Source organism: Parabacteroides faecis, from assembly GCF_014647375.1.
GTDB classification, from domain to species: Bacteria; Bacteroidota; Bacteroidia; order Bacteroidales; family Tannerellaceae; genus Parabacteroides; species Parabacteroides faecis.
Map to the genome: position 1 here is coordinate 57,736 of NZ_BMPB01000005.1, position 22,320 is coordinate 80,055.

Below are 22,320 nucleotides of genomic sequence, written 5' to 3' on the forward strand. Positions count from 1 at the left end.
CCATGAAACTAGTATCAATCGGCAAAGTAATTCTATTTTTATTTATTTTATTTGTTTGTTCCGGTATAACGGCACAGTCTTATGAACGTGACTGGCGTACGGATCGTCAGAAGATCAAGATCATCTCTTATAACATCATGGATGGTTTCAGTAATGGTGCGGACAAAGACCGTATCGCACGCTTTACCGCCTGGGTTAAAGAGCAGTCGCCCGATGTCCTGGCTTTGAACGAACTTTGTGGTTTCACCGAGGCGAAACTGAAAGAATTGGCTGCCGGTTACGGCCATCCTTATGTCGCTATTGTAAAGGAGAACGGTTATCCGGTTGGTCTCACTTCCAGAACTCCGCTCAAAGTGATCGATAGAAAGATAGATGGCTACGGTCACGGGCTGTTACACTGTAAAGTGTTGGATATGGATTTCCTGGTGACACATCTGAATCCTTCCGACCGTCTGAAACGTAAGAAAGAAGCCGATAATATCGTCGACTATATAAACAGTAACCAATTAACCAACTGTCTGTTGATGGGAGATATGAATGCCCATTCTCCTTTTGATGCCTCCTGGACAGACGAACATCTGGAAGATTATGCTGTTATCTCCACATTTATGGCTGCATCTTTACATGATATCTGTTATATGTTCACCCCTGACAGCCAGCGTTATTCTTTTCCTTCCCGGATATTGGCAGGTTCACCGAAGGGGGATGCTTTACGCCGTCAGCAAGAACGGATCGATTTTATCTTTGTAACCGACAGTCTGCGTCCGGATTGTGTAGATGCACAAATTTATAATGGTCCGGAAAATGATTATCTGTCTGACCATTATCCGGTCGGGATCAGTATGTTCATACCTAAAAAGTAACAAGATAAAAATACCCCCGGCGGAAATTCCGTCGGGGGTTATTCATCTGTTGGCTCCGAGATTATTTAATCTCAATGTTTCTATGCAATTTAGCTGCTTCTACAGGTGCTTTTTTAGGAACATCTACTGTTAATACACCATGTTCCACTTTTGCACTGACCTGATCTTTATCAACATTATCCGGCAATATCATTGTCTGCTGGAATCTTGAATATGAGAATTCGCGGCGCAGATAACGTCCGTTGTGCTTTTCGTCTTTATTCTCACTTTTCTTTTCCATCGAAATAACCAGGCAATTGTCGTCGTCGATACGAACGTTGAAATCGTCCTTTGTCATTCCGGGAGCAGCCAATTCTATTCTATAATCTTTTTCGCTTTCAATCACATTGATGGCAGGGGCTGTAGAATTAGCTTTTTCCATCCAGTCGTTATCGAAGAAATCATTGAAGATACTCGGTAACCAATTTTGATTTTTTCTGATCGGCATCATAATTAAATCTCCTATATTTAAGTTACACATTCAATAATTTATTGAACTCCGGGCTTTTTCCGAACCCTTCGTTCATCTATCAATATACAAACTGTGTGCCAGAGTGCATAGAAGAAGTACAGTGTCTTTTTGTCATGTATTTAAGTCTATATTACTTATTTCTGTGACAAAATGCTTCTATACTCTTCTATTTACTTCTAATATGATTAATTCTTTTTGGCCTTTTCCGTAACATGCTCTACACGGTCGGCGATGTATTCAGCCTGATTGACACCTTTGTCGACAACATCTTTGAATTTCTTTTTTGTTCTGTCTGCCAACTCACTCATGTCGTCGTGGATACATTTGAATTTACCATCGTCTTCCATTTTACGGAGTACATAACCAATTGCGATACCGGCTGCAATGCCAATTAATACATTTTTCATAACTATTTTATTTTAAATGATTCTGTCTGGTTTATTTATATATGAAACAGAACCCCGGGTCATATTGTTCCCGGCTTAAAGAGAAAAAATATGAAATATAAAAACAACGTTTCCCCATCTCTTTCCGCTGAAAGTAGTGGGGAAACATAAAGTTAGGAAGAAGGTTTGGTTGTTTTCTTAGTGTCTTCAAAATAAGGAATAAAGTGTGTTTCATTTCGATAACAAAAGTAGAGTGGCGGTATTACAAACCTGTTACATGCACTATACAGTTTTATTAAATAATACCGGAATAATTACCTTCTGATATTGTTTGCTGATTGAAATACTGTATTTTTGCCTTAAAGCAGAGATAAGCTGCGCCTCAGTATAAAAAATGAACGAGTTCATTTTATTCTGCTCCCGACTTGCATTATCTTTGCAGAAGAACATTTAGAAATTAAAATAGATAGAGATGGCACAGTACAAACGAATTCTCCTGAAACTCAGTGGTGAATCGCTGATGGGAGGAAAACAATATGGTATCGACGAAGTTCGTCTGAACGAATACGCAGCACAGATCAAAGAAATTGCCGAAATGGGCGTACAGATCGGGATCGTGATCGGCGGAGGAAATATTTTCCGTGGCCTGAGCGGGGCTTCCAAAGGTTTCGACCGGGTGAAAGGCGATCAGATGGGGATGCTGGCAACGGTGATCAATAGTCTGGCATTAAGTTCTGCCCTTGTCGCACAAGGTGTAAAGGCAAAGGTTCTGACAGCTATCCGCATGGAGCCGATCGGTGAATTTTATAATAAATGGCGTGCCATCGAATTGTTGGAACAGGGGAATGTCGTGATCATGTCAGGCGGTACGGGTAACCCGTTCTTCACAACCGACACCGGTTCATCCTTGAGAGGTATCGAGATCGAAGCTGATGTGATGCTGAAAGGAACTCGTGTGGATGGTATCTATACGGCTGATCCTGAAAAAGATCCGACGGCAACCAAATTCTCGGATATCACTTATGACGAAATCTATACACGTGGCTTGAAAGTAATGGACCTGACGGCAACCACGATGTGTAAGGAGAATAACTTGCCTATCATTGTCTTCGATATGGATACGAACGGTAATCTGAAGAAGGTAATGAGCGGAGAGAATATCGGGACATTGGTACACAACTAGACAGAAGACCCTGTCTCTTCTATTTTTCATAGTAGTGACAGGGTAGTGCCACAGTTATGGCACAAGACTGCCACAGTTATGGCACAAGACTGCCACAGTTATGGCACAAGACTGCCACAGTTATGGCACAGCATTCAGGTAAGGATAAAACAGATCCCGTTATAGGGTCAAAATATGATAAAAACCATAATTGTAAGCCATGAGGCATATCTTATCCATACTACTTCTTTTAAGTCTTCTTGTCGGTTGCAACCATACCGATAAGGAGAAGAAGTATGTGATAGGAATTTCCCAATGTATGTTGGATGATGCCTGGCGGCAGGAGATGATCCGGGAAGTGGAGATCGAAGCATCCAATTATGATAATATCCAATTGGTGATAAAAGACGCCGACAGCAACAACGATCGTCAGATTAAACAGATTCGTGAGCTGATCGCTCAAAAAGTGGATATACTGATCATCTCTCCTTTCCAGTCCGACCCGATTACGGGAGTGGCGGAAGAGGCCTACCGGGCAGGTATTCCGACTATTATTACCGACCGGAAAGTCAATACGGACCAATATACCACTTTTGTCGGTGCCGATAATTATGAACTTGGTTTTACTGCGGGCAGGTATGCTGCCAGATATTTGCCGCCACATGCTACTATACTTGAAATATGGGGTATGATGGCTTCTTCTCCGGCTCAGGAACGTCATAAAGGTTTTCAGGCTGCATTGAAAGACCGGACAGACCTGGCTTTTCGTCCGATAGAAGGAGACTGGCGGTATGATGTGGCGGTAAAATGTCTGAAAGATATCGATTTTTCCCAGCCGGTAGATTTTGTGTATTCCCATAACGACATGATGGCGATTGCCGCACGTGAACGTTTCCTGGCTTTGGACTCCGTTCGCGGCCGGGAGTTGCATATCATCGGGATGGATGCCGTTGCACATGCCGGGCTGGAGGCTGTGGCAGACGGGCGGATCAATGCTTCTTTCCTTTACCCGACCGGAGGGGAACAGGTTATACGGACCGCCATGCAGTTGATAAGAGGGGAACAGGTGGATAAATATATCCCTTTGCTTAGCGGCCAGGTAGATCAGGCGGCTGCTCAAACCCTTCTGCTCCAATCCGAGCGGCTGAGCAATTATCAGCAGCGCATAGAGACGCAAAGGAATCGTATGCTCGAACTCCTGAACCGCTTTTATTTTTTGCAGGATTCGCTGGGGATTATCATGCTTTTGATGATCGGGCTTATTTCTTTATCTGTCTATGTCTTCTTTATCAACCGGAAGGTGCGTATTAAGAACCATGAATTGCATGAGATCAATAAAAAAGAAGAGGAGCAACGGCGTAAACTGATTTCGCTGAATGCAGAGATAGAACAGGTGACAGCCTCTAAATTGCAGTTCTTTACGAATATCTCCCATGAAGTACGTACTCCGTTGACTCTGATACTCGGCCCGCTGGACAAGCTGCTTAATTTGTTGCATGATTCGCCCTATATATCCGATCTGGAACTGATCCATAAGAATGCAGGCCGTTTGCTCAGGGTGATCAATCAGATCCTGGATTTCCGGAAAGTGGAGAATAAACAGGAGACACTAAAAATCCGCGAAGTCGAGATCGTCTCTTTTGTCAGCGAGCTGAAGTCTTATTTCAACAGTATGGCGAAGGTACGTTCCATCGATTATACATTTTTCCCGGAGATGAAAGAGTGTACTGTCTGGATGGATGCCGACCTGATGGAGAAAGTTCTGGTTAATCTGCTGTCCAATGCCTTCAAATTCACTCCCGAAGGAGGAAAGATTCGTGTGTCCCTTTACGATAAAGGAGAATGGGTAGAGATTGGTGTCGAAGATAGCGGCTGTGGTATAAAAGAGGAAAATATACCTTATTTATTCAACCGCTTTTATTCGGAGAATGGCCGGGTTGGTACCGGTATCGGCCTTCATTTGGTGGATGAATATGTCCGGATGCACAATGGTAAGGTGTCTGTCGATAGTACATTGGGTAAAGGGTCCTTATTTACCGTCAGTCTCAGAAAAGATAAAAAAGAACTGAAAGGGGATTACATAACGGAAACGCCTGTCTCGCTGCTGGCTTATGATGCCTCCCAGTTGGATGATTCGGAAGAAAGAGCGTTGGTAAGCAAGGAGTATCCTTATACGGTTCTTATTGTGGAGGACGACGATGAGGTGCGGAGTTTCCTGGAAAAAGAGCTGTCCGCTAACTTCCGTGTTCTGACAGTTACCAATGGAAAAGTCGCTTTGGCAATTTTGCAGGATGAGGAAGTCTCGTTGGTGTTAAGCGATGTAATGATGCCGGAGATGAATGGTTTTGAGTTATGCCGGTCGATAAAGACGGATTTGCTGACAAGCCATATACCGGTGATTCTCCTGACGGCTTTGTCTGACGAACGTCAGCGGATGTACGGTATCTCAGGCGGTGCGGACGGTTATATCCAGAAACCGTTCCGGATCAACTATGTGAAGATCCGCATTGTCCGTATCCTGGAGGAACGCAGACGCTTGCGGGAACAACTGTTGCATAAATTGCAGGATAGCAACCTACTGATGTCAGAGCCGGAGAAAGTGGAAAATATGGATGACCTTTTCCTTCGTAAATTTGTGACACGTATAGAAGAAATTTATACGGACCCGGAATTTAACGTCGAAAAACTAAGTGACACCCTGGGCCTGTCACGCGGGCATTTACACCGTAAGATAAAAGAACTGACCGGAACGACTCCTGTCGACTTTCTTCGTAATTACCGCCTGGGAAAAGCGGCACAGTTACTTAAACAAAAACAATATTCAGTCAGCGAGATAGCCTATCAGACAGGTTTCTCTTCTCCCGCTTATTTCTCGAAATGTTTTAAAGCGGTGTATAATATGACTCCTTCCGAATTCCAGTAAGATTGAAAATATAACAAATGTCATCTGATTATGACAAATGTCGCATGCTGTAGGCTTTTTCTTACAGATGTTACATTTATTATCGACTTGAGCAGGATTGTGATCGTCGGCTATTCAGGCGGGTGGTATTTTTGTCGAAAATAATTGTTCAACAAATAAATTTAAACACATGAAAACATCACTCACTAAATGGTGCCTCTGTGTCTGCCTGTTATTCTTTATACAGACAGTTTGCGCACAACAAGTGTCTGTAAAAGGTGTTATCACAGCCAAATCAGACGGATATCCTGTTATCGGTGCCTCTATTGTGCAGACAGGAACCACAAATGGGATCGTATCCGACCTGGATGGTAAATTTACACTGGATGTGCCGGCCGGCTCATCATTGACCATATCTTATATAGGTTATAAGACAATCACGTTGAAGGCTGCTCCGGAGATGGAGATCGTTATGGAAGACGATTCGCAGGCATTGGAAGAAGTGGTCGTAACAGGTTATACCACCCAGCGGAAAGCTGATCTGACCGGTGCCATATCGGTGGTCAGCATGGACGATATTGCAAAGCAAAATGAAAATAACCCTATGAAAGCATTGCAAGGACGTGTCCCGGGTATGAATATTACAGCCGACGGTAATCCGAGCGGAAACACCACGATCCGTATTCGTGGTATCGGGACGTTAAATAACAACGATCCTCTTTATATTATCGACGGAGTACCGACGAAAGCCGGCATGCATGAACTGAATGGGAATGATATCGAATCCATTCAGGTTCTGAAAGATGCCGCTTCCGCTTCCATCTACGGTTCGAGAGCCGCAAACGGGGTAATCATCATTACGACTAAAAAGGGGAAGGAAGGACAGTTGAAGATCAACTTCGACACATCTGTTGCTGCTTCTATGTACACGAATAAAATGGAGGTGCTGAATACCGAACAGTATGGCCGTGCCATGTGGCAGGCTTATGTCAATGAAGGACAGGATCCCAATACCAATGCCTTGGGTTACAAATATAATTGGGGATATGATCCGAACGGTTACCCATTGCTGAACAGTATCAGCATGTCTAAATATCTGGATGCGGCCAATACGGTGCCGGCAGCGGATACCGACTGGTTTGACGAAACGACCCGTACCGGTATTATACAACAATATAATGTATCGGTAAGCAACGGCTCTGAAAAAGGAAGTTCTTTCTTCTCTTTGGGTTACTATAAAAACCTGGGTATTATTAAAGAGTCTGATTTCGAGCGTATCTCAGCCCGTATGAACTCTGATTATAATCTGATTGGGAAAGTCCTGACGATCGGTGAACATTTTACCTTGAATCGTACTTCTGAAGTACAGGCTCCGGGTGGCTTCCTGCAGAATGTATTGCAATTCAATCCCTCTTTGCCTGTATATACTATTAACGGAGAATATGCCGGCCCGGTAGGAGGATATCCCGATCGTGAAAATCCGGTAGCAAGACTCGAACGTAATTCGGATAACCGTTATACCTACTGGCGTATGTTCGGTGATGCTTATATAAACCTGAATCCGTTCAAAGGCTTTAATCTCCGCTCCACTTTCGGATTGGATTATGCCCAGAAAGCACAGCGTATTTTTACTTATCCGATTACCGAAGGAAATGTAGCAAACGATAAAAATGCTGTCGAGGCAAAACAGGAACACTGGACGAAATGGATGTGGAATGCGATCGCAACCTATAATCTGGAAGTGGGTAAACATCGTGGCGACGCTATGGTCGGTATGGAGCTTAACCGGGAAGATGATATGAGTTTCTCAGGTTATAAAGAAGATTTCTCTATTCTTACCCCTGATTATATGTGGCCGAATGCCGGTTCGGGAACGGCTCAGGCTTACGGTATAGCCGAAGGATATTCGTTGGTTTCCTATTTCGGGAAATTCAATTATGCTTATGACGATAAATATTTGGTCTCTTTAACCGTACGTCATGACGGTTCTTCCCGCTTCGGAAAGAACAACCGGTACGCCACTTTTCCTTCTTTCTCTGTGGGATGGCGTTTGAAACGTGAAAAGTTTATGGAAAGCATTACCTGGCTCGACGATCTGAAAGTTCGTGCTTCATGGGGGCAGACCGGTAATCAGGAAATCTCCAATATAGCCCGGCATACGATCTATGTTCCTAATTACGGCGTTACGGAGTCGGGAGGTCAAAGCTACGGGACTTCTTATGATATTGCCGGAACCAATGGCGGAAGTATCCTTCAGTCCGGATTTAAACGGAATCAGATCGGTAATGATGATATCAAATGGGAAACGACTGCACAGACTAATCTGGGGGTTGACTTTTCTCTTCTCGATCAGACATTGTACGGTTCGCTCGACTGGTTCCATAAAAAGACAACAGATATTCTGGTTGAAATGGCCGGTATTGCCGCTATGGGTGAAGGCAGTACTCAGTGGATCAATGCCGGAGAAATGAAAAACGTCGGTTTTGAATTTAATCTGGGTTACCGTAATACGACCTCTTTCGGTTTGAAATATGATCTGAGTGCGAATATCTCTACTTACAGGAATGAAGTTACCGCATTACCGGCCACGGTTGCGGCAAACGGTACTTTTGGAGGTAACGGTGTGCAGAGCGTGATAGGACATGCCAACGGTTCGCAGGTGGGTTATGTCGCTGACGGCATTTTCAGATCGCAGGAAGAAATTGATAACCACGCAACGCAGGAGGGGGCCGGTCTGGGACGTATCCGCTGGCGTGACCTGGATAATAACGGTGTGATCAATGAAAAAGATCAGCAATGGATTTACGACCCTACTCCCGCATTCAGCTATGGCTTGAATATCTATCTGGAGTATAAGAATTTCGATCTTACCATGTTCTGGCAAGGCGTTCAGGGAGTAGATGTCATCAGCGACCTGAAAAAAGAAACGGATTTGTGGAGTGGGTTGAATATCGGTTTCCTGAATAAAGGCAGGCGGGTACTGGATGCCTGGACGCCAACTAATTCCGGTTCGGATATTCCAGCATTATCACGCAGCGATTTGAATAATGAAAAGCGGGTTTCCACCTATTTCGTGGAAAACGGTTCTTTCCTGAAACTGCGTAATATCCAGTTAGGCTATAATCTGCCGCAGTCTTTAACCAGAAAAATAAAGATGGAACGATTACGCTTTTATTTAAGTGCTCAGAATGCACTGACGATCAAGAGTAAGAGTTTTACGGGAGTGGATCCGGAAAATGCAAACTATGGTTATCCTATTCCGATGAATTTGACATTTGGCATTAACGTAGGTTTTTAATACAATAAATCGGTTTATCATGAAAAGAATAATATATACAACAATTTTAGGGCTAACCTTGATGTGCAGTAGTTGCTCCGACTTTCTGGAAGATCAGGTGCCTCAGGGAACGATCAGTGACGAACAGCTGAAAGATCCTGCTTATGTAGACAATCTGGTTATATCGGCTTATGCGGTATGGATCACGGCCGAAGATATCAATTCCTCTTTCTCTATGTGGAACTACGACGTACGTTCGGATGACGCTTATAAAGGAGGAAACGGTACGGAAGACGGAGATGTGTTTCATGCTTTGGACGTTTCACAGGGCATCATGACCACTGCCTGGAATATCAGCGACATGTGGCAACGTCTGTATAACTGTATTTCGCGTGTCAACACTGCATTGCAGTTGCTCGAACAGGTAGATGGAACCAATTATTCGTTGAAGCAGGAGCGTATTGCAGAAATGCGCTTTCTGCGCGGACATGGTCATTTCTTACTGAAACGCCTGTACAAACAGATTGTATTTGCCAACGATGCAAACTTATCGCCCGAAGAATACAATTATTTGTCGAATACAACCTATACAAACGATGAAGGCTGGCAACAAATCGCCGATGATTTTCTGTTTGCTTATGAGAATCTGCCTGTAAAACAAGCGGAAAAAGGACGTCCGGCAAAAGCAGCAGCGGCAGCATACCTGGCAAAGACTTATCTCTACAAGGCGTATCATCAGGATAACGCAGGATCTCATGAAGTTACGGGGATCAGTTCTGAAGATTTGCTTCAGGTGGTGAAATATACGGAGAATGCGATTATGTCGGCTGGAGGTTGTGCGCTGGAGCCGGATTTCCATTCAAACTTCCGTCCGGAACCTCAGTATGAGAATGGGCCGGAATCTTTATGGGCAATGCAGTATTCCATGAATGACGGGACAAATAACGGTAACTGTAACTGGTCTTACGGGTTGATCGTGCCGAATATACCTGGAGTGACTGACGGAGGTTGCGATTTCTATAAACCGAGCCAGAACCTGGTGAACGCATTCAGGACAGATGCGGCCGGACATCCGGTATTCGATTCTTTTAACAGCAAAGATTATGACTCGCAGTCGGATTATGCAGACCCTCGTTTGTTCCTGACTGTCGGAATGCCCGGATTCCCTTATGCTTTCAATAAGAAATACATGATGGACGAATCTACAACCTGGAGCCGTAGTAACGGACTTTATGGTTATTACGTGACTTTGAAACAGAATGTAGATCCTGATGGAGGTTATCTGATAAAAGGATCCTGGTGGGGATCTCCGATGAACCGGATCGTATTGCGTTATGCGGATGTATTGTTGATGCGCGCCGAAGCATTGATCCAGTTGAACGACGGCCGTATCAATGAGGCTATAGGCCTGATCAACCAGGTACGTAACCGCGCCAGGCAGAGCACGTCTTCGATCTCGGATTATGAACTGGAATATGGCGTACGTTTTAATGTGCAACCTTACGCCGGAACTTACCCGCAGCAGGATGCCCTCAAATTATTGAAGTTCGAACGTCGTGTAGAGATGGCGATGGAATCGGAGCGTTTCTTCGACCTGGTCAGATGGGGAGAGGCTGCTGAGGTATTGAATAAGTTCTATGCAGAGGAAGCCAATGATTGTACAATCTATTCGAACGCTTTATTCACAAAGAATAAGAATGAGTATTTACCGATTCCGTTTGCCCAGATGAGTGCCAGCAATGGCAACTATACACAGAACTGTGGAGGCTGGTAATAATAATCTTTTTAAAGCATAAACATATGAAATCAATGATAAATAAAATCAGTTTGCTTCTTCTGGGATTTACGATACTGTTTGTTCTTCCGGGATGTAGCGATGACAATAAATCCGATCTTCAGTTGGATGGGGATACCTGGCTGACGGTTCTTGAACTGGATGATAATTACCAGGGAATCATAGACCGGACGACAAAAACGGTAACAGTGGCGGTTCCCGAAATATATCAAACGGACGCCATGAAGGTTACGGCTATTGAGGCTTCTGAGGGTGCTGTCACTTCCATACAGCCGGGCGATATGGTAAATTTCTCTTTCCCTCAGGTAATTAAGGTTTCAAATGGAGATGTTTTTCTGGATTTTACAGTTCAGATAAAACATGATGAGGCTAAGATAATCTCTTTCAAGTTGAATGATACGTATGCCGGGGTAATCGACCAGACTAACCATACTATTACCGTGCGTGTTCCGGGAACTGTGGATGTGAGGAATCTGGTGCCGGTGATAACGACGTCGGAAGATGCCCTTGTAACTCCGGCTTCCGGTCAGGCTGTCGATTTTACCGATCCTGTCGATTTCAAAGTAACATATAACACGGCTTCGGCGGTTTATAAAGTAACGGTTATTCCTACGGATGCCCCAAGTGCCGTATATGTCGGTTTGGCTGTATCCATGGACCAATTGAATGCAGAAGAGAAAGAAGCGGCAATCTGGATGCTGAATAATATTGCAAATTCACAATACATCTCTTTTGAAGATGTTCAGGCAGGAAGAATCGATTTAAGTGAATGTAAACTGATGTGGTGGCATCTGCATATCGACGGAGGCATCGATACGATGGACAAATTCGATAAAGCGGCTCCGCAGGCTGTTAATGCTTTAGTCAGGATGAAAGAGTTGTACAATGACGGTATGAATTTGTTGTTGACCCGTTATGCGACCTATTATGCGGCTAAACTGGGAGCGACTAAAGACGGGAACAATCCGAATAACTGTTGGGGACAGTCGGAAGAATCGGGTGAAATAGCCGGAGGTCCGTGGAACTTCTTTATCGCAGGACACGAATCTCATCCTATCTATCAGAACCTGATCATGAATAGCGGTGAAAATGATAAGGTTTACACCTGTGATGCCGGATACAGGATAACCAACAGTACGGCACAATGGCATATCGGCTCTGACTGGGGCGGCTATGATAATAATGATGTATGGAGAGAAAAGACCGGCGGAGTCGATCTGGGTTATGGCGGTGACGGTGCTATTGTGGTTTGGGAATACCTGCCGGAAGAAACCAAAGGCGGAATTGTCTGTATCGGTTCCGGTTGCTACGATTGGTATGCCTTCGGGGTAGATGCTTCGGGTGACAAATATCACGGGAATGTTGGCCGGATGACAGAGAATGCAATCAACTATTTAATGAGTAAATAAAAAATTAAATTATGAGAACAATGATATATTCATTTGCCCTGACTGCCTTACTGACATCATTTGTCGGTTGCAGTGACGACAACGATCCGGTCCTGACACAGAAAGACTGGGATGGAACCACGACTTATTTCGCTCCGACCGATGCTATGAGTTTTGATACTTATTATAAACCTTATGCCGGTTATGTAGGCGACCCGATGCCTTTTTACGACCCGGTTGCAGGAGACTTTAAAATAATGTACTTACAGGAATTCCGGCCGAACCAGGCCGGAACTTACCATCCTGTCTGGGCGTTAAGCACTGAAGATGCGGCTTCATATACGGCGTTGGGAGAACTGATCTCTTGCGGAGGTTTGGCGGAGCAGGATGCTGCTATCGGTACGGGCAGTACGATTTATAATCCGGCCGATAAATTGTATTACACATTCTATACAGGCAATAAATATCGTCCTACGTCTGCCGATAACGGCCAGGTTGTGATGGTGGCGACTTCTCCTGACTTTAAAACCTGGACAAAGAACCGTTCTTTTTATCTGAAGGGAGATATCAACGGTTATAGCAAAAATGATTTTCGTGACCCGTATGTTTTTGAAGGAGAAGACGGAAAATATCATATGCTTGTTTCTACGACCAAAGATGGGAAAGGAGTATTGGCTGAATATACGTCTGCCGATATGAATAACTGGGAACATGCAGGTATATTTATGTCAATGCACTGGGATCGCTTCTATGAATGTCCCGACGTTTTCAAGATGGGAGACTGGTGGTATCTGGTTTATTCGGATATGTCGAAATACTCCCGCAAGGTGCAGTATTTTAAAGGCCGTACGTTGGATGGGTTGAAAAATACAACCGATCCTCTTGCCTTTCCGGATAATAAAGAAGGTGTTCTGGATTCACGTGCTTTTTATGCCGGAAAAACGGCTTCGGATGGAACAAATCGTTATATTTGGGGATGGTGTCCGACACGTCCGGGCAATGATAATACGGATGTCGGTGCGGATAATGAACCGGAGTGGGCAGGAAACCTTGTCGCCCATAAAATTGTTCAGCATGCAGACGGTACATTATCTTTTGGGTTAATAGACGGCATTGGTAATAAGTATACAACGGAATCGACCGTAAAGGTGATGGAGAAAAGCAACAGTGTATCTGAAAATGGTGGTAGTTACACGTTGACAGGTAGTTCGTATGTTCTTTTCAATCGTTTGAATGTACATAACAAGATATCGTTTACGGTGAAAACTGCCGGTAATGCGGATAAATTCGGTTTCTCCTTTGCCCGTGGCACCGATTCAGAAAAGTATTATTCGGTAGTTCTGAATCCGGAAGACAACGGTAATAAACGGAAAATAAATTTTGAAGAGGAAGGTGAGAGCGGTAAAGGTTTTATCGCCGGAATAGATGGTTATCTGTTCGATACTCCTACGGATCATGTATATAACGTGACCGTTTGTACGGATAATTCGGTTTGTGTGATTTATATAAATGATAACGTGGCTTATACAAACCGTATTTATGGTGTACAGCAAAATACATGGTCTGTCAATTGTTATTCGGGAACTGTGGAAGTGAGTAATCTGAAGATTAGCTATTATTAAGTAAGTAGAACATCAAAAGAATAAACGTACCATGAAAACACACGATCAGTATATCTATAAACTAAAAACGGCATGTATGGGATTCTTATTGGGAATAGCATCCATAGTCAATGCGGCAGATACTTCACTGACCATCCGGCATCTTGCCAATGAGCAGAATATCCTGTCGGTTAAGTCGGCGACAAGGTTTGTACTGCTTCCTGTTCAGGATAGTGCTCCGGAAGGAAAAGTGTATGTCGTAGTCGATAATCAGGCTGTGAAAGGAATGAATGTTCGTATGGCGAGAGAAAAGGTCGATTATTATGTGCCGCTGGACCTGACCGGGTTTGAAGGAAAGGACCTTGCGATCGACGTGCAGAATGTTCCCCAATCCTCTCTTTGTTGGAAAGAAATTAAATTATCCGATACGTTCGATCTGACAAATCGTGAGTCTTATCGTCCTGTCTATCACCATACACCGCCTTACGGGTGGATGAACGATCCGAACGGAATGTTTTATAAGGATGGCGTGTATCATTTGTATTATCAGTTCAATCCTTATGGTTCGACCTGGGGAAACATGCACTGGGGGCATTCCACCAGCACAGACCTGGTAAGCTGGAAACATGAAGATATAGCGCTGTCTCCTGACGCCTGGGGTTCTATATTCAGTGGTTCTTGCGTGGTAGACCATGATAATACGGCGGGTTTCGGAGCCGGGGCTGTTATTGCCATTTATACTTCCGCAAAGCCGACTCCCTGGGGAGATTGCCAGACACAGAGTCTTGCATACAGTCTGGATAACGGATATACATTTACCAAATATGCACATAATCCGGTATTGACATCCACGGAACGCGATTTTCGCGACCCGAAAGTGTTCTGGTATGCACCGGATAAACATTGGGTGATGTTGTTGGCTGTAGGTCAGGAGATGGAAATTCATACCTCTGCCGATTTGAAAGAATGGAAGAAAGAAAGTACTTTCGGTGCAAAACAGGGGGCACATGGCGGAGTCTGGGAATGTCCGGATCTGGTGGAGCTTCCCGTTGAGGGGACCGGTCGGAAGAGATGGGTATTGATCTGCAACCTGAATCCTGGCGGACCTTTCGGGGGAAGTGCCGCCCAATATTTTGTCGGTTCTTTCGATGGTAAAACATTTGTAAACGAATCGCCGGCAGTGACGAAATGGCTGGACTGGGGAAAAGATAATTACGCGACTGTAACATGGAGCAATGCTCCCCAGGAACGTTGCATAGCATTGGGGTGGATGAGTAACTGGCAGTATCAGGCTATACTTCCAACCAAACAGTATCGGGGAGAGAATACGATAGCACGTGATCTGACTTTGTACGATCAGGGAGGAGAGCTTTATTTGAAGTCGTCTCCGTCTCCTGAAATAAAGATGATCCGTAAGGAAAAAGTATCGATGCCTTCTTTTAACGTAAGCGACACTTATGAGATCGCGGAATTGCTTAAGGATAATTCCGGTACGTACGAACTGGAAATGACAATAAAGAATATAAGTGCCGGGAAAGTTAAATTCTGCCTCTCAAATGAAAAAGGGAACAAGGTGGACATGTATTACGATATGAAACGTAAACTGTTTGTGATGGACCGTAGTCTGAGTGGCAAAGTCGATTTCAGTAAAGAATTCCCGGCTGTAACTGTTGTACCGATTGCTGAAACGAAGGAGATGCAGATACGTTTGTTTGTAGATAAGTCCAGTATAGAGGCCTTCGGTGAAGAGGGTAAGTTCGTTATGACTAATCTGGTATTTCCGGATGCTCCTTACAATCGTATCAGTTTCCAGTCTGAAGACGGTTCTTATAAAGTTTCCTCATTGAAGCTATATAAATTAACCCTTTAGAAGAAATAGTGCCTTGTTTTCAGTGTAAAGCGACGTTTGTAATAGTTTATGTGTGATTTGTTATCGTCTATTTTATAAGTATATCATACTTTTGCCATACACTTTGAGTATAATTTAATAACATGAAAACAGTATGAATTACGGTAAATTGTTAACTTTATTAGTTATGGCGTTTACTCTTTCGGGAAGTATGAACGCAGAAGATCTTACACTGAAAATTACGAAGAAATATCTGAATCTTCCGGTTTCTCATCAGAAAGAACGGGCTGTGATGACTTTGGCTGTAGATGGAAAGCCTGTCCATTCTTTTGATATCCGACTGGCATCGGCAGAGCCGGATTACTGGGTGTTTTGTGATGTATCTTCTTTCAAGGGGAAGCAGATAAAAATATCTTACCGCGGAGATGCCGCCGGTATGGATAAGATCTATCAGGCAGATGAAATAGCCGGGCAGGATAGTCTTTATAAAGAGACGAATCGTCCGCAAATACATTATACTCAACGCCGGGGATGGAATAACGACCCGAACGGATTGATTTATTATGAAGGCGAGTATCATCTGTTTTATCAACATAATCCTTATGAGCGCGACTGGGGAAATATGCATTGGGGGCATGCTGTAAGCAAAGACCTGATCCATTGGGAAGAGTTACCCATCGCTTTATTCCCGGACGAACATGGAACCATGTTTTCAGGATCGGCTGTGATCGATTATAAGAATACGGCTGGTTTCAATAAAGGCAATATTCCGGCGATGGTTGCTGTTTATACTGCCGATAGTCCGGAAAAACAGGTGCAATGTATTGCATATAGCCTGGATAAAGGGAGGACCTGGACGAAATATGACGGAAATCCGGTTGTCGACTCCAAAGCAAAGTGGAATAGTCATGATACCCGGGATCCGAAAGTCTTTTGGTATGAACCGACCGGTAAATGGGTGATGGTACTGAATGAACGGGACGGACATTCCATTTATAATTCGGATGATCTGAAGCATTGGACTTTTGAGAGCCATATAACCGGTTTTTGGGAATGTCCCGAATTATTCGAGTTACCGGTCGATGGAGTTACCGGTAATAAGAAATGGGTGATGTACGGAGCTTCCGGTACTTATATGATCGGTTCATTTGATGGCAGGACTTTCGTGCCGGAATCGGGTAAACATTATTATTCAACCGGAACGATTTATGCTGCCCAGACGTTTACTAATATTCCTTCCGGCGACGGACGCAGGATACAGATTGGCTGGGGACGGATTTCTCATCCGGGAATGCCGTTTAACGGAACCATGTTGTTGCCTACGGTTTTATCTCTGCGGACGACAAAGGATGGCATTCGTTTATTCAGTGAGCCGATAAAGGAATTGGAGGCCCTTCAAATTGCGAAAGGACAGTGGAAAGATCTGTCGGCAGAAAAAGCCGGAGAGTTATTGCAGCCTTACAATCATACCGGCAGTCTTCGTATTCGTACGACTTTGTCTTTGTCACATGCCACCAATGCCGGATTGAGCTTGTATGGACAGAATCTGTTGGATTATGATATGAATTTTAATAAAGTGAACGGAGTCTTTTATTCTCCGGAAGATATGACCAGCATGGAGATTTCCGTTGATATTATTCTGGACAGGACTTCCGTAGAGGTGTTTGTGGATGGAGGTGCCTATTCCTATTCGATGGAAAGAAGGGCTGATTCGAATAATAAAGACGGTTTCCGTTTCTGGGGGAATAATATACAGGTGAAGAACCTGGAAGTTTATGAACTTCAGTCTATTTGGAATAAATAAAATATAAAATCATGGAAAAGAATAAACCAGTAGTAGTCGGTATCGGTGAATTGCTTTGGGATGTTTTGCCCACCGGAAAAAGAGCCGGAGGAGCCCCGATCAACTTTGTTTATCATGCCACGCAGATGGGAGCGGAGGGATATGCGATCAGTGCTGTCGGGAATGATCTGTCCGGTACGGAAATTGTTCAGGAGTTGGAAAAGAACCATATCTCCAACAGCCTGGGAATCGTGGAATATCCGACCGGAAGTGTGATGGTCGAATTGAAAGAAGGTATTCCGACCTATACGATCATTGAAGGTGTAGCCTGGGATCATATTCCTCTGACTCAGGAATCGATCGATCTGGTAAAGAAAGCAGATGCCATTTGTTTCGGTACATTGGCTTTGCGTTCACAGGCATCCAAAGACACTATTTTATCTTTGTTGACGTATGCCCGTGAAGAAGCTCTGCGCTTTTTCGATATCAATATCCGTCAGTCGTACTATTCGAAAGAACTGATAGAAACATTGCTCCACAAAGCGAATGTATTTAAAGTAAATGATGAAGAACTGGTTTTACTTCGTGGCATGTGTGATTTGGAGGGCTCGGATGAAGAGGTCTGCCGCAAGATGCTGCGGAAATATAATCTGAAATATGTCATTCTGACGGCAGGCAGTGCATTCAGTTCTATCTATTCGCCGGATGAGCAGTCTACTATCCCGACACCTAAAGTTGAAGTGGTCGATACGGTCGGTGCCGGTGACTCCTTCTCCGGTGCGTTTGTTTACTCCCTGTTAACCGGGAAATCCTTGCGTGAAGCTCATCAGATCGCTGTAGAAACGGCCGCATTTGTTTGTACCCGGGAAGGCGCATGGCCTCCTTATCCTAATAAAGATTGATCATGAAAGAAAAAGGACTCTATATAAAGTTGATCCCGATCATGCTGGCGTTCTTCGCTATGGGATTTGTGGATTTGGTGGGTATTGCCTCTAATTATGTAAAGGCAGACCTTGGGTTGACCGATTCGGAAGCTAATATCTTCCCCTCTCTGGTTTTCTTCTGGTTTCTTATTTTCTCCGTTCCGACAGGAATGCTGATGAACCGTATCGGGCGGAAAAAGACTGTATTATTAAGCCTGGTTGTCACTTTCTTTTCTTTACTTCTGCCCATTTTTGGCGATGGTTATACGCTGATGCTTATTTCCTTTTCGCTGCTGGGTATCGGTAATGCATTGATGCAGACTTCACTTAACCCATTGCTGTCAAATGTGATACGAGGAGATAAATTGGCCAGTAGCCTTACTTTCGGTCAGTTTGTAAAGGCAATCGCCTCTTTCCTTGCACCGTATATCGCTATGTGGGGGGCAACGGCAGCAATTCCTTCGTTCGGTCTGGGATGGCGTGTGTTATTCCCGGTCTATATGGTCATTGCGGTCATCGCTATCCTGTTGTTGGGAGCAACGCAGATAGAAGAAGAGAAACCGGAAGGGAAACCTTCTACATTCAGCGAATGTTTTGCCTTGTTGGGTAAGCCCTTCATCTTATTATGCTTTATCGGGATCATGTGTCATGTCGGTATCGATGTCGGTACGAACACGACAGCACCGAAGATATTGATGGAACGTCTCGGAATGGGACTTCATGATGCTTCGTTCGCAACCAGTCTTTATTTTATCTTCCGTACGGCAGGTTGTTTCCTCGGAGCAATTATCCTGAGTCGTATGTCGGCAAAGCTGTTTTTCGGGATCAGTGTGATGATGATGGCTGCGGCTATGGTCGGGCTATCCATTTTCCAGAGTAAAGATATCATATATATATGTATTGGATTGATCGGATTAGGGAACTCCAATGTATTTTCGATCATCTTCTCTCAGGCTATCCAATCGATGCCGCAACGGAAGAATGAAATATCCGGCCTGATGATTATGGGATTGTTCGGAGGAACAATTTTCCCTCTGTTTATGGGGCTCCTTTCGGATGCGATGGCTTCCCAACTAGGTGCTGTGATCGTGTTGAGTATAGGCGTATTGTATTTGATATTCCTTTACCCGAAATTGAAATCGGCCTGATGGACCTGTAAGATTCATACAAATAGAATCAGTGCCGGATCATACGACTGCATGGTCCGGCACTGAACTCAAAACTACTTCGCTATATTATTCCCAGCTAATATCCAGGGCATTATATCCTTTGGTCTCATCACTGTTAAAGTTGTAATGATACAAGCGTCCTTTCTTTGTCTTTAGATTCAGGTAAGTATAACTTGCTCCTAAATACAGGTAGAACGAGTTGATGGAAATCTCAGATCCGGTAGGGTAACATGGGATAGGGATTTTTTCCGTATCATTATTATAGAAATACCAGGCTGTTGCACTCGATTGATAGCCACCTGCCGGTGTGATAACATTCGTGGTGGCATCTAATGTAAATATAAAATCAGTACCGGAATTCAGATAGTTGGTGATCTTATATTTGTTCGTACCTTCCATTTGCAGGATATCTTGTTTGAATGCCGGGAAGATGGAACCGAATTTGAACGTTGCCTCTTTGATGGCAACTTCCCAACTGGCAACTAATACCGAACCTGTGAATTTACTGGCTCCGTCGAGTATTGAATAGGGATCTGCATATTCGCTGCCGTCTATCTCGAGACGGTAAGAATAGGGAGTTGCCGTTGCAGCATTCGGAAAACTGATCTTGATAGTTGAAATGCTTTGACCGGCAGTAAATTCTACTTTTGTCGGAATGGAGAGCACTTCGTCCTGGCTAAGTATTTTAATGGGTACGGATGCGGCAGATGCGGTTTGTTCGCGCCCTATTTTCAACGTGATGGCATATTCTTCCGAGGCATCGATTACTTTAGATGCTTCGTTCGTACTCAGGAAATAAACCTGCATGCAGTTCGGAGATGTTTGCGGACCGGGTTCGTAAGAATCATCGTCGTTGCATCCTGTGAAACCGAATCCAATCAGACCGGTCAACAGATATATAATGTTTTTAATTGTTTTCATAAGATTATTCATTTACTGATTTGAGAATAGACGGATTATTCAGACCAGAGTTTGATCGCCATGGTTGGATCCGGATTATTGATGACACTATCGTTGATCCTGTTTTCCGTTTCTGTGATATAGATATTAAGCCATGGGGCAACATATCCCAGAATGGAATTGAAACGTTGTGAAGCGACATGATTAGTTCCTTTGTATCCGCGGACTATTTGCATTTCCAGGCGTTTGTAATCAAAATAGATAATACCTTCTCCCCAGAATTCGATGCGTTTCTGTACTATTAACTTATCCATAAACTCTTCTATTCCGGCTAATTGCCCGCATTCATACGAACCGTCTGTGTAGCGATATTGGTTCATAAAACTTTCCAGTGCGGATACCCCGGCTTCCATTCCTTGCGTAAAAGCCAGTGCTTCAGCTTCGATGAAATACATTTCTTCGATTCGCATGACCGGAATGTCTGTTGCTGCCCCGATTTTGTAGGTATCCATTTCGCCTGAACCCGGACGGAATTTGAAACCTGTGTATGCCGGTGTTTTTGCCCAGTTCTCATCGCTTAATAATGTGTGATATTTGGCCGAAGGAGCTTTTCCGGCATCTTCAGGGGCAATCCAGGTTACTTTTCGCCAGTCACCGTCGGGAATCTGGTCGAAAAGGCTTTTACTGATCATCCTGTATGTGTTGTACTTATAGTTAGCCACACCGAATGTTGTTTCCGGCGATATGTTACCGATAAAGTTCTTGTAATTTGAGTTTATGGAGTTGGTACCGATAATGATGCCCAACATCCACGACATTTGCGAATCACTTTTATTAAAACCTGAAGTCGTGTTATGCCATTGATCTTCCGTCAATGGCGAATAGGCTCCGGAGTTGATCGCTTTTCGTGCGTATTCCAGTGCTTTGGCATAGCATCCTTCAGCAGATGTTACTCCCAGAGGGACCAGATCCTGGAGCTCGGCATCGCTTTCATGAGACATTTGCGTCGATAGGTCATCCGGATAAAGCCGGAAACGTGTTGCAATCTCCAGCCAGGTACGTGCTTTCAATCCGTAGACAACTGTCAGGTCCGGAGTGTTCCTGGCTTTGCGTGTAAAACCGGCCAGATATTCTTCAGCTTTGTCGAGGTCATTCAGGATGAAACGGTACATCTTGTAGAAAGGAGCACGCGGGTTGTTTTTGGCTTCTTCTTCAGATATATTTTCCGTTATGATAGGAACTGTAAGGCCGTAAATCTTATCGGCTGCGGCTTTACTGTCCAGGCTTGATACTCCTGTGTGCTTATATTCAAACATACAGGATAACTCCAGATATGCCAGTGCCCGGTAAGCCAGAGAGCTGCCCAGATATTGTTTGGCTGCTTCAGTCGCTTCTTCCGGGTCGACTGTACGGATGGTACTGTGGGCATTGTTGATCAATCGGTAATAAAAATACCAGATAATCTGTTGATATGTATAATTTCCCAGGTAATTCGTACTGCCCCACGGGTTATTAAAATAATCGTATCCTGTTTTGCTGACCGGGAAATCGTTACACATAACATCCCGCGAGGTCATAATGGCTGGATAGCCGTAATCTGTAGCTCCGGCACTGGTACTGTTCAGAATATTATATGCATTCATATGGGCTGCTGTCGCGTTAGCCAGGGCTTCCAGTGCCGTGGTCGACTTTGCTACTTGTTCCGTTGAAGCGACATCTGTTGGGAATGTCTCTTCAATACAGCTGCTTAATAAAGTGACTGCTGTACAAAAAGCGATTGTTTTTATAGATATTTTTTTCATCTTTACTTC

At 44.1% G+C, this 22,320-nt stretch carries 15 protein-coding genes; 11 read left to right on the forward strand and 4 right to left on the reverse strand.

All coding sequences use genetic code 11. The features are described from left to right. Positions 1-2: 2 nt before the first annotated feature. The gene (locus tag IEY67_RS07915; protein WP_183671297.1) at positions 3-863 is read left to right on the forward strand and encodes an endonuclease/exonuclease/phosphatase family protein; all 861 of its coding nucleotides are present in this window, start codon (positions 3-5) and stop codon (positions 861-863) included. 61 nt (positions 864-924) lie between these two features. Here IEY67_RS07915 and IEY67_RS07920 read toward each other — a convergent pair whose 3' ends face one another. Both IEY67_RS07920 and IEY67_RS07925 read right to left on the reverse strand, forming a co-directional pair. Further along, entirely contained in the window at positions 925-1,353 is a 429-nt protein-coding gene (locus IEY67_RS07920) for an Hsp20/alpha crystallin family protein (RefSeq protein WP_122374943.1), read from the reverse strand. A gap of 206 nt (positions 1,354-1,559) precedes the next feature. After that, positions 1,560-1,781 carry a hypothetical protein gene (locus IEY67_RS07925; RefSeq protein WP_122351892.1) on the reverse strand — a complete coding sequence of 74 codons (222 nt, stop codon included), beginning with the start codon at positions 1,779-1,781 and terminating at the stop codon, positions 1,560-1,562. 451 nt (positions 1,782-2,232) lie between these two features. Here IEY67_RS07925 and pyrH point away from each other — a divergent pair, with 451 nt between their 5' ends. The 10 genes from pyrH (at position 2,233) to IEY67_RS07975 (ending at position 19,588) form a co-directional block, all read left to right on the forward strand. Beyond that, complete coding sequence (gene pyrH / locus IEY67_RS07930; RefSeq protein WP_005867363.1) at positions 2,233-2,943, forward strand: UMP kinase; 711 nt, start codon at positions 2,233-2,235, stop codon at positions 2,941-2,943. A 199-nt stretch (positions 2,944-3,142) separates the two neighbouring features. Further along, complete coding sequence (locus IEY67_RS07935; protein ID WP_183671296.1) at positions 3,143-5,845, forward strand: substrate-binding domain-containing protein; 2,703 nt, start codon at positions 3,143-3,145, stop codon at positions 5,843-5,845. A 169-nt stretch (positions 5,846-6,014) separates the two neighbouring features. Further along, positions 6,015-9,122 carry a SusC/RagA family TonB-linked outer membrane protein gene (locus IEY67_RS07940; protein ID WP_183671295.1) on the forward strand — a complete coding sequence of 1,036 codons (3,108 nt, stop codon included), beginning with the start codon at positions 6,015-6,017 and terminating at the stop codon, positions 9,120-9,122. Between the two features lie 19 nt (positions 9,123-9,141). Beyond that, positions 9,142-10,875, forward strand: coding sequence for a RagB/SusD family nutrient uptake outer membrane protein (locus IEY67_RS07945; RefSeq protein WP_183671294.1), 1,734 nt, complete (start codon positions 9,142-9,144; stop codon positions 10,873-10,875). A 26-nt stretch (positions 10,876-10,901) separates the two neighbouring features. Continuing rightward, positions 10,902-12,305: a DUF4960 domain-containing protein gene (locus IEY67_RS07950; protein ID WP_183671293.1), complete on the forward strand. Its 1,404-nt coding sequence runs from the start codon at positions 10,902-10,904 to the stop codon at positions 12,303-12,305. Positions 12,306-12,316: 11 nt separating this feature from the next. Next, positions 12,317-13,906, forward strand: coding sequence for a glycoside hydrolase family 32 protein (locus IEY67_RS07955; protein ID WP_183671292.1), 1,590 nt, complete (start codon positions 12,317-12,319; stop codon positions 13,904-13,906). Positions 13,907-13,937: 31 nt separating this feature from the next. Then, positions 13,938-15,755 (forward strand): glycoside hydrolase family 32 protein, encoded by a 1,818-nt coding sequence (locus IEY67_RS07960; RefSeq protein ID WP_183671291.1) that lies wholly within the window; start codon positions 13,938-13,940, stop codon positions 15,753-15,755. A gap of 166 nt (positions 15,756-15,921) precedes the next feature. Continuing rightward, positions 15,922-17,538 (forward strand): glycoside hydrolase family 32 protein, encoded by a 1,617-nt coding sequence (locus tag IEY67_RS07965; RefSeq protein WP_373292245.1) that lies wholly within the window; start codon positions 15,922-15,924, stop codon positions 17,536-17,538. Between the two features lie 11 nt (positions 17,539-17,549). Further along, positions 17,550-18,419, forward strand: a complete 870-nt coding sequence (locus tag IEY67_RS07970; RefSeq protein WP_183671289.1) for a carbohydrate kinase family protein — start codon at positions 17,550-17,552, stop codon at positions 18,417-18,419. A 2-nt stretch (positions 18,420-18,421) separates the two neighbouring features. After that, positions 18,422-19,588, forward strand: coding sequence for an MFS transporter (locus tag IEY67_RS07975; protein WP_183671288.1), 1,167 nt, complete (start codon positions 18,422-18,424; stop codon positions 19,586-19,588). Positions 19,589-19,675: 87 nt separating this feature from the next. Here IEY67_RS07975 and IEY67_RS07980 read toward each other — a convergent pair whose 3' ends face one another. After that, on the reverse strand, positions 19,676-20,530 hold the full coding sequence (locus IEY67_RS07980) for a hypothetical protein (protein ID WP_147382538.1): 855 nt from the start codon (positions 20,528-20,530) through the stop codon (positions 19,676-19,678). Between the two features lie 35 nt (positions 20,531-20,565). Continuing rightward, entirely contained in the window at positions 20,566-22,311 is a 1,746-nt protein-coding gene (locus IEY67_RS07985) for a RagB/SusD family nutrient uptake outer membrane protein (RefSeq protein ID WP_183671287.1), read from the reverse strand. Positions 22,312-22,320: the final 9 nt, after the last annotated feature.

Coding starts and splice junctions, on each gene's coding strand:
- IEY67_RS07915 (WP_183671297.1), top strand. CDS start 3: ATGAAACTAGTATCAATCGGCAAAGTAATTCTATTTTTATTTATTTTA.
- IEY67_RS07920 (WP_122374943.1), bottom strand. CDS start 1,353: ATGATGCCGATCAGAAAAAATCAAAATTGGTTACCGAGTATCTTCAAT.
- IEY67_RS07925 (WP_122351892.1), bottom strand. CDS start 1,781: ATGAAAAATGTATTAATTGGCATTGCAGCCGGTATCGCAATTGGTTAT.
- pyrH (WP_005867363.1), top strand. CDS start 2,233: ATGGCACAGTACAAACGAATTCTCCTGAAACTCAGTGGTGAATCGCTG.
- IEY67_RS07935 (WP_183671296.1), top strand. CDS start 3,143: ATGAGGCATATCTTATCCATACTACTTCTTTTAAGTCTTCTTGTCGGT.
- IEY67_RS07940 (WP_183671295.1), top strand. CDS start 6,015: ATGAAAACATCACTCACTAAATGGTGCCTCTGTGTCTGCCTGTTATTC.
- IEY67_RS07945 (WP_183671294.1), top strand. CDS start 9,142: ATGAAAAGAATAATATATACAACAATTTTAGGGCTAACCTTGATGTGC.
- IEY67_RS07950 (WP_183671293.1), top strand. CDS start 10,902: ATGAAATCAATGATAAATAAAATCAGTTTGCTTCTTCTGGGATTTACG.
- IEY67_RS07955 (WP_183671292.1), top strand. CDS start 12,317: ATGAGAACAATGATATATTCATTTGCCCTGACTGCCTTACTGACATCA.
- IEY67_RS07960 (WP_183671291.1), top strand. CDS start 13,938: ATGAAAACACACGATCAGTATATCTATAAACTAAAAACGGCATGTATG.
- IEY67_RS07965 (WP_373292245.1), top strand. CDS start 15,922: ATGGCGTTTACTCTTTCGGGAAGTATGAACGCAGAAGATCTTACACTG.
- IEY67_RS07970 (WP_183671289.1), top strand. CDS start 17,550: ATGGAAAAGAATAAACCAGTAGTAGTCGGTATCGGTGAATTGCTTTGG.
- IEY67_RS07975 (WP_183671288.1), top strand. CDS start 18,422: ATGAAAGAAAAAGGACTCTATATAAAGTTGATCCCGATCATGCTGGCG.
- IEY67_RS07980 (WP_147382538.1), bottom strand. CDS start 20,530: ATGAAAACAATTAAAAACATTATATATCTGTTGACCGGTCTGATTGGA.
- IEY67_RS07985 (WP_183671287.1), bottom strand. CDS start 22,311: ATGAAAAAAATATCTATAAAAACAATCGCTTTTTGTACAGCAGTCACT.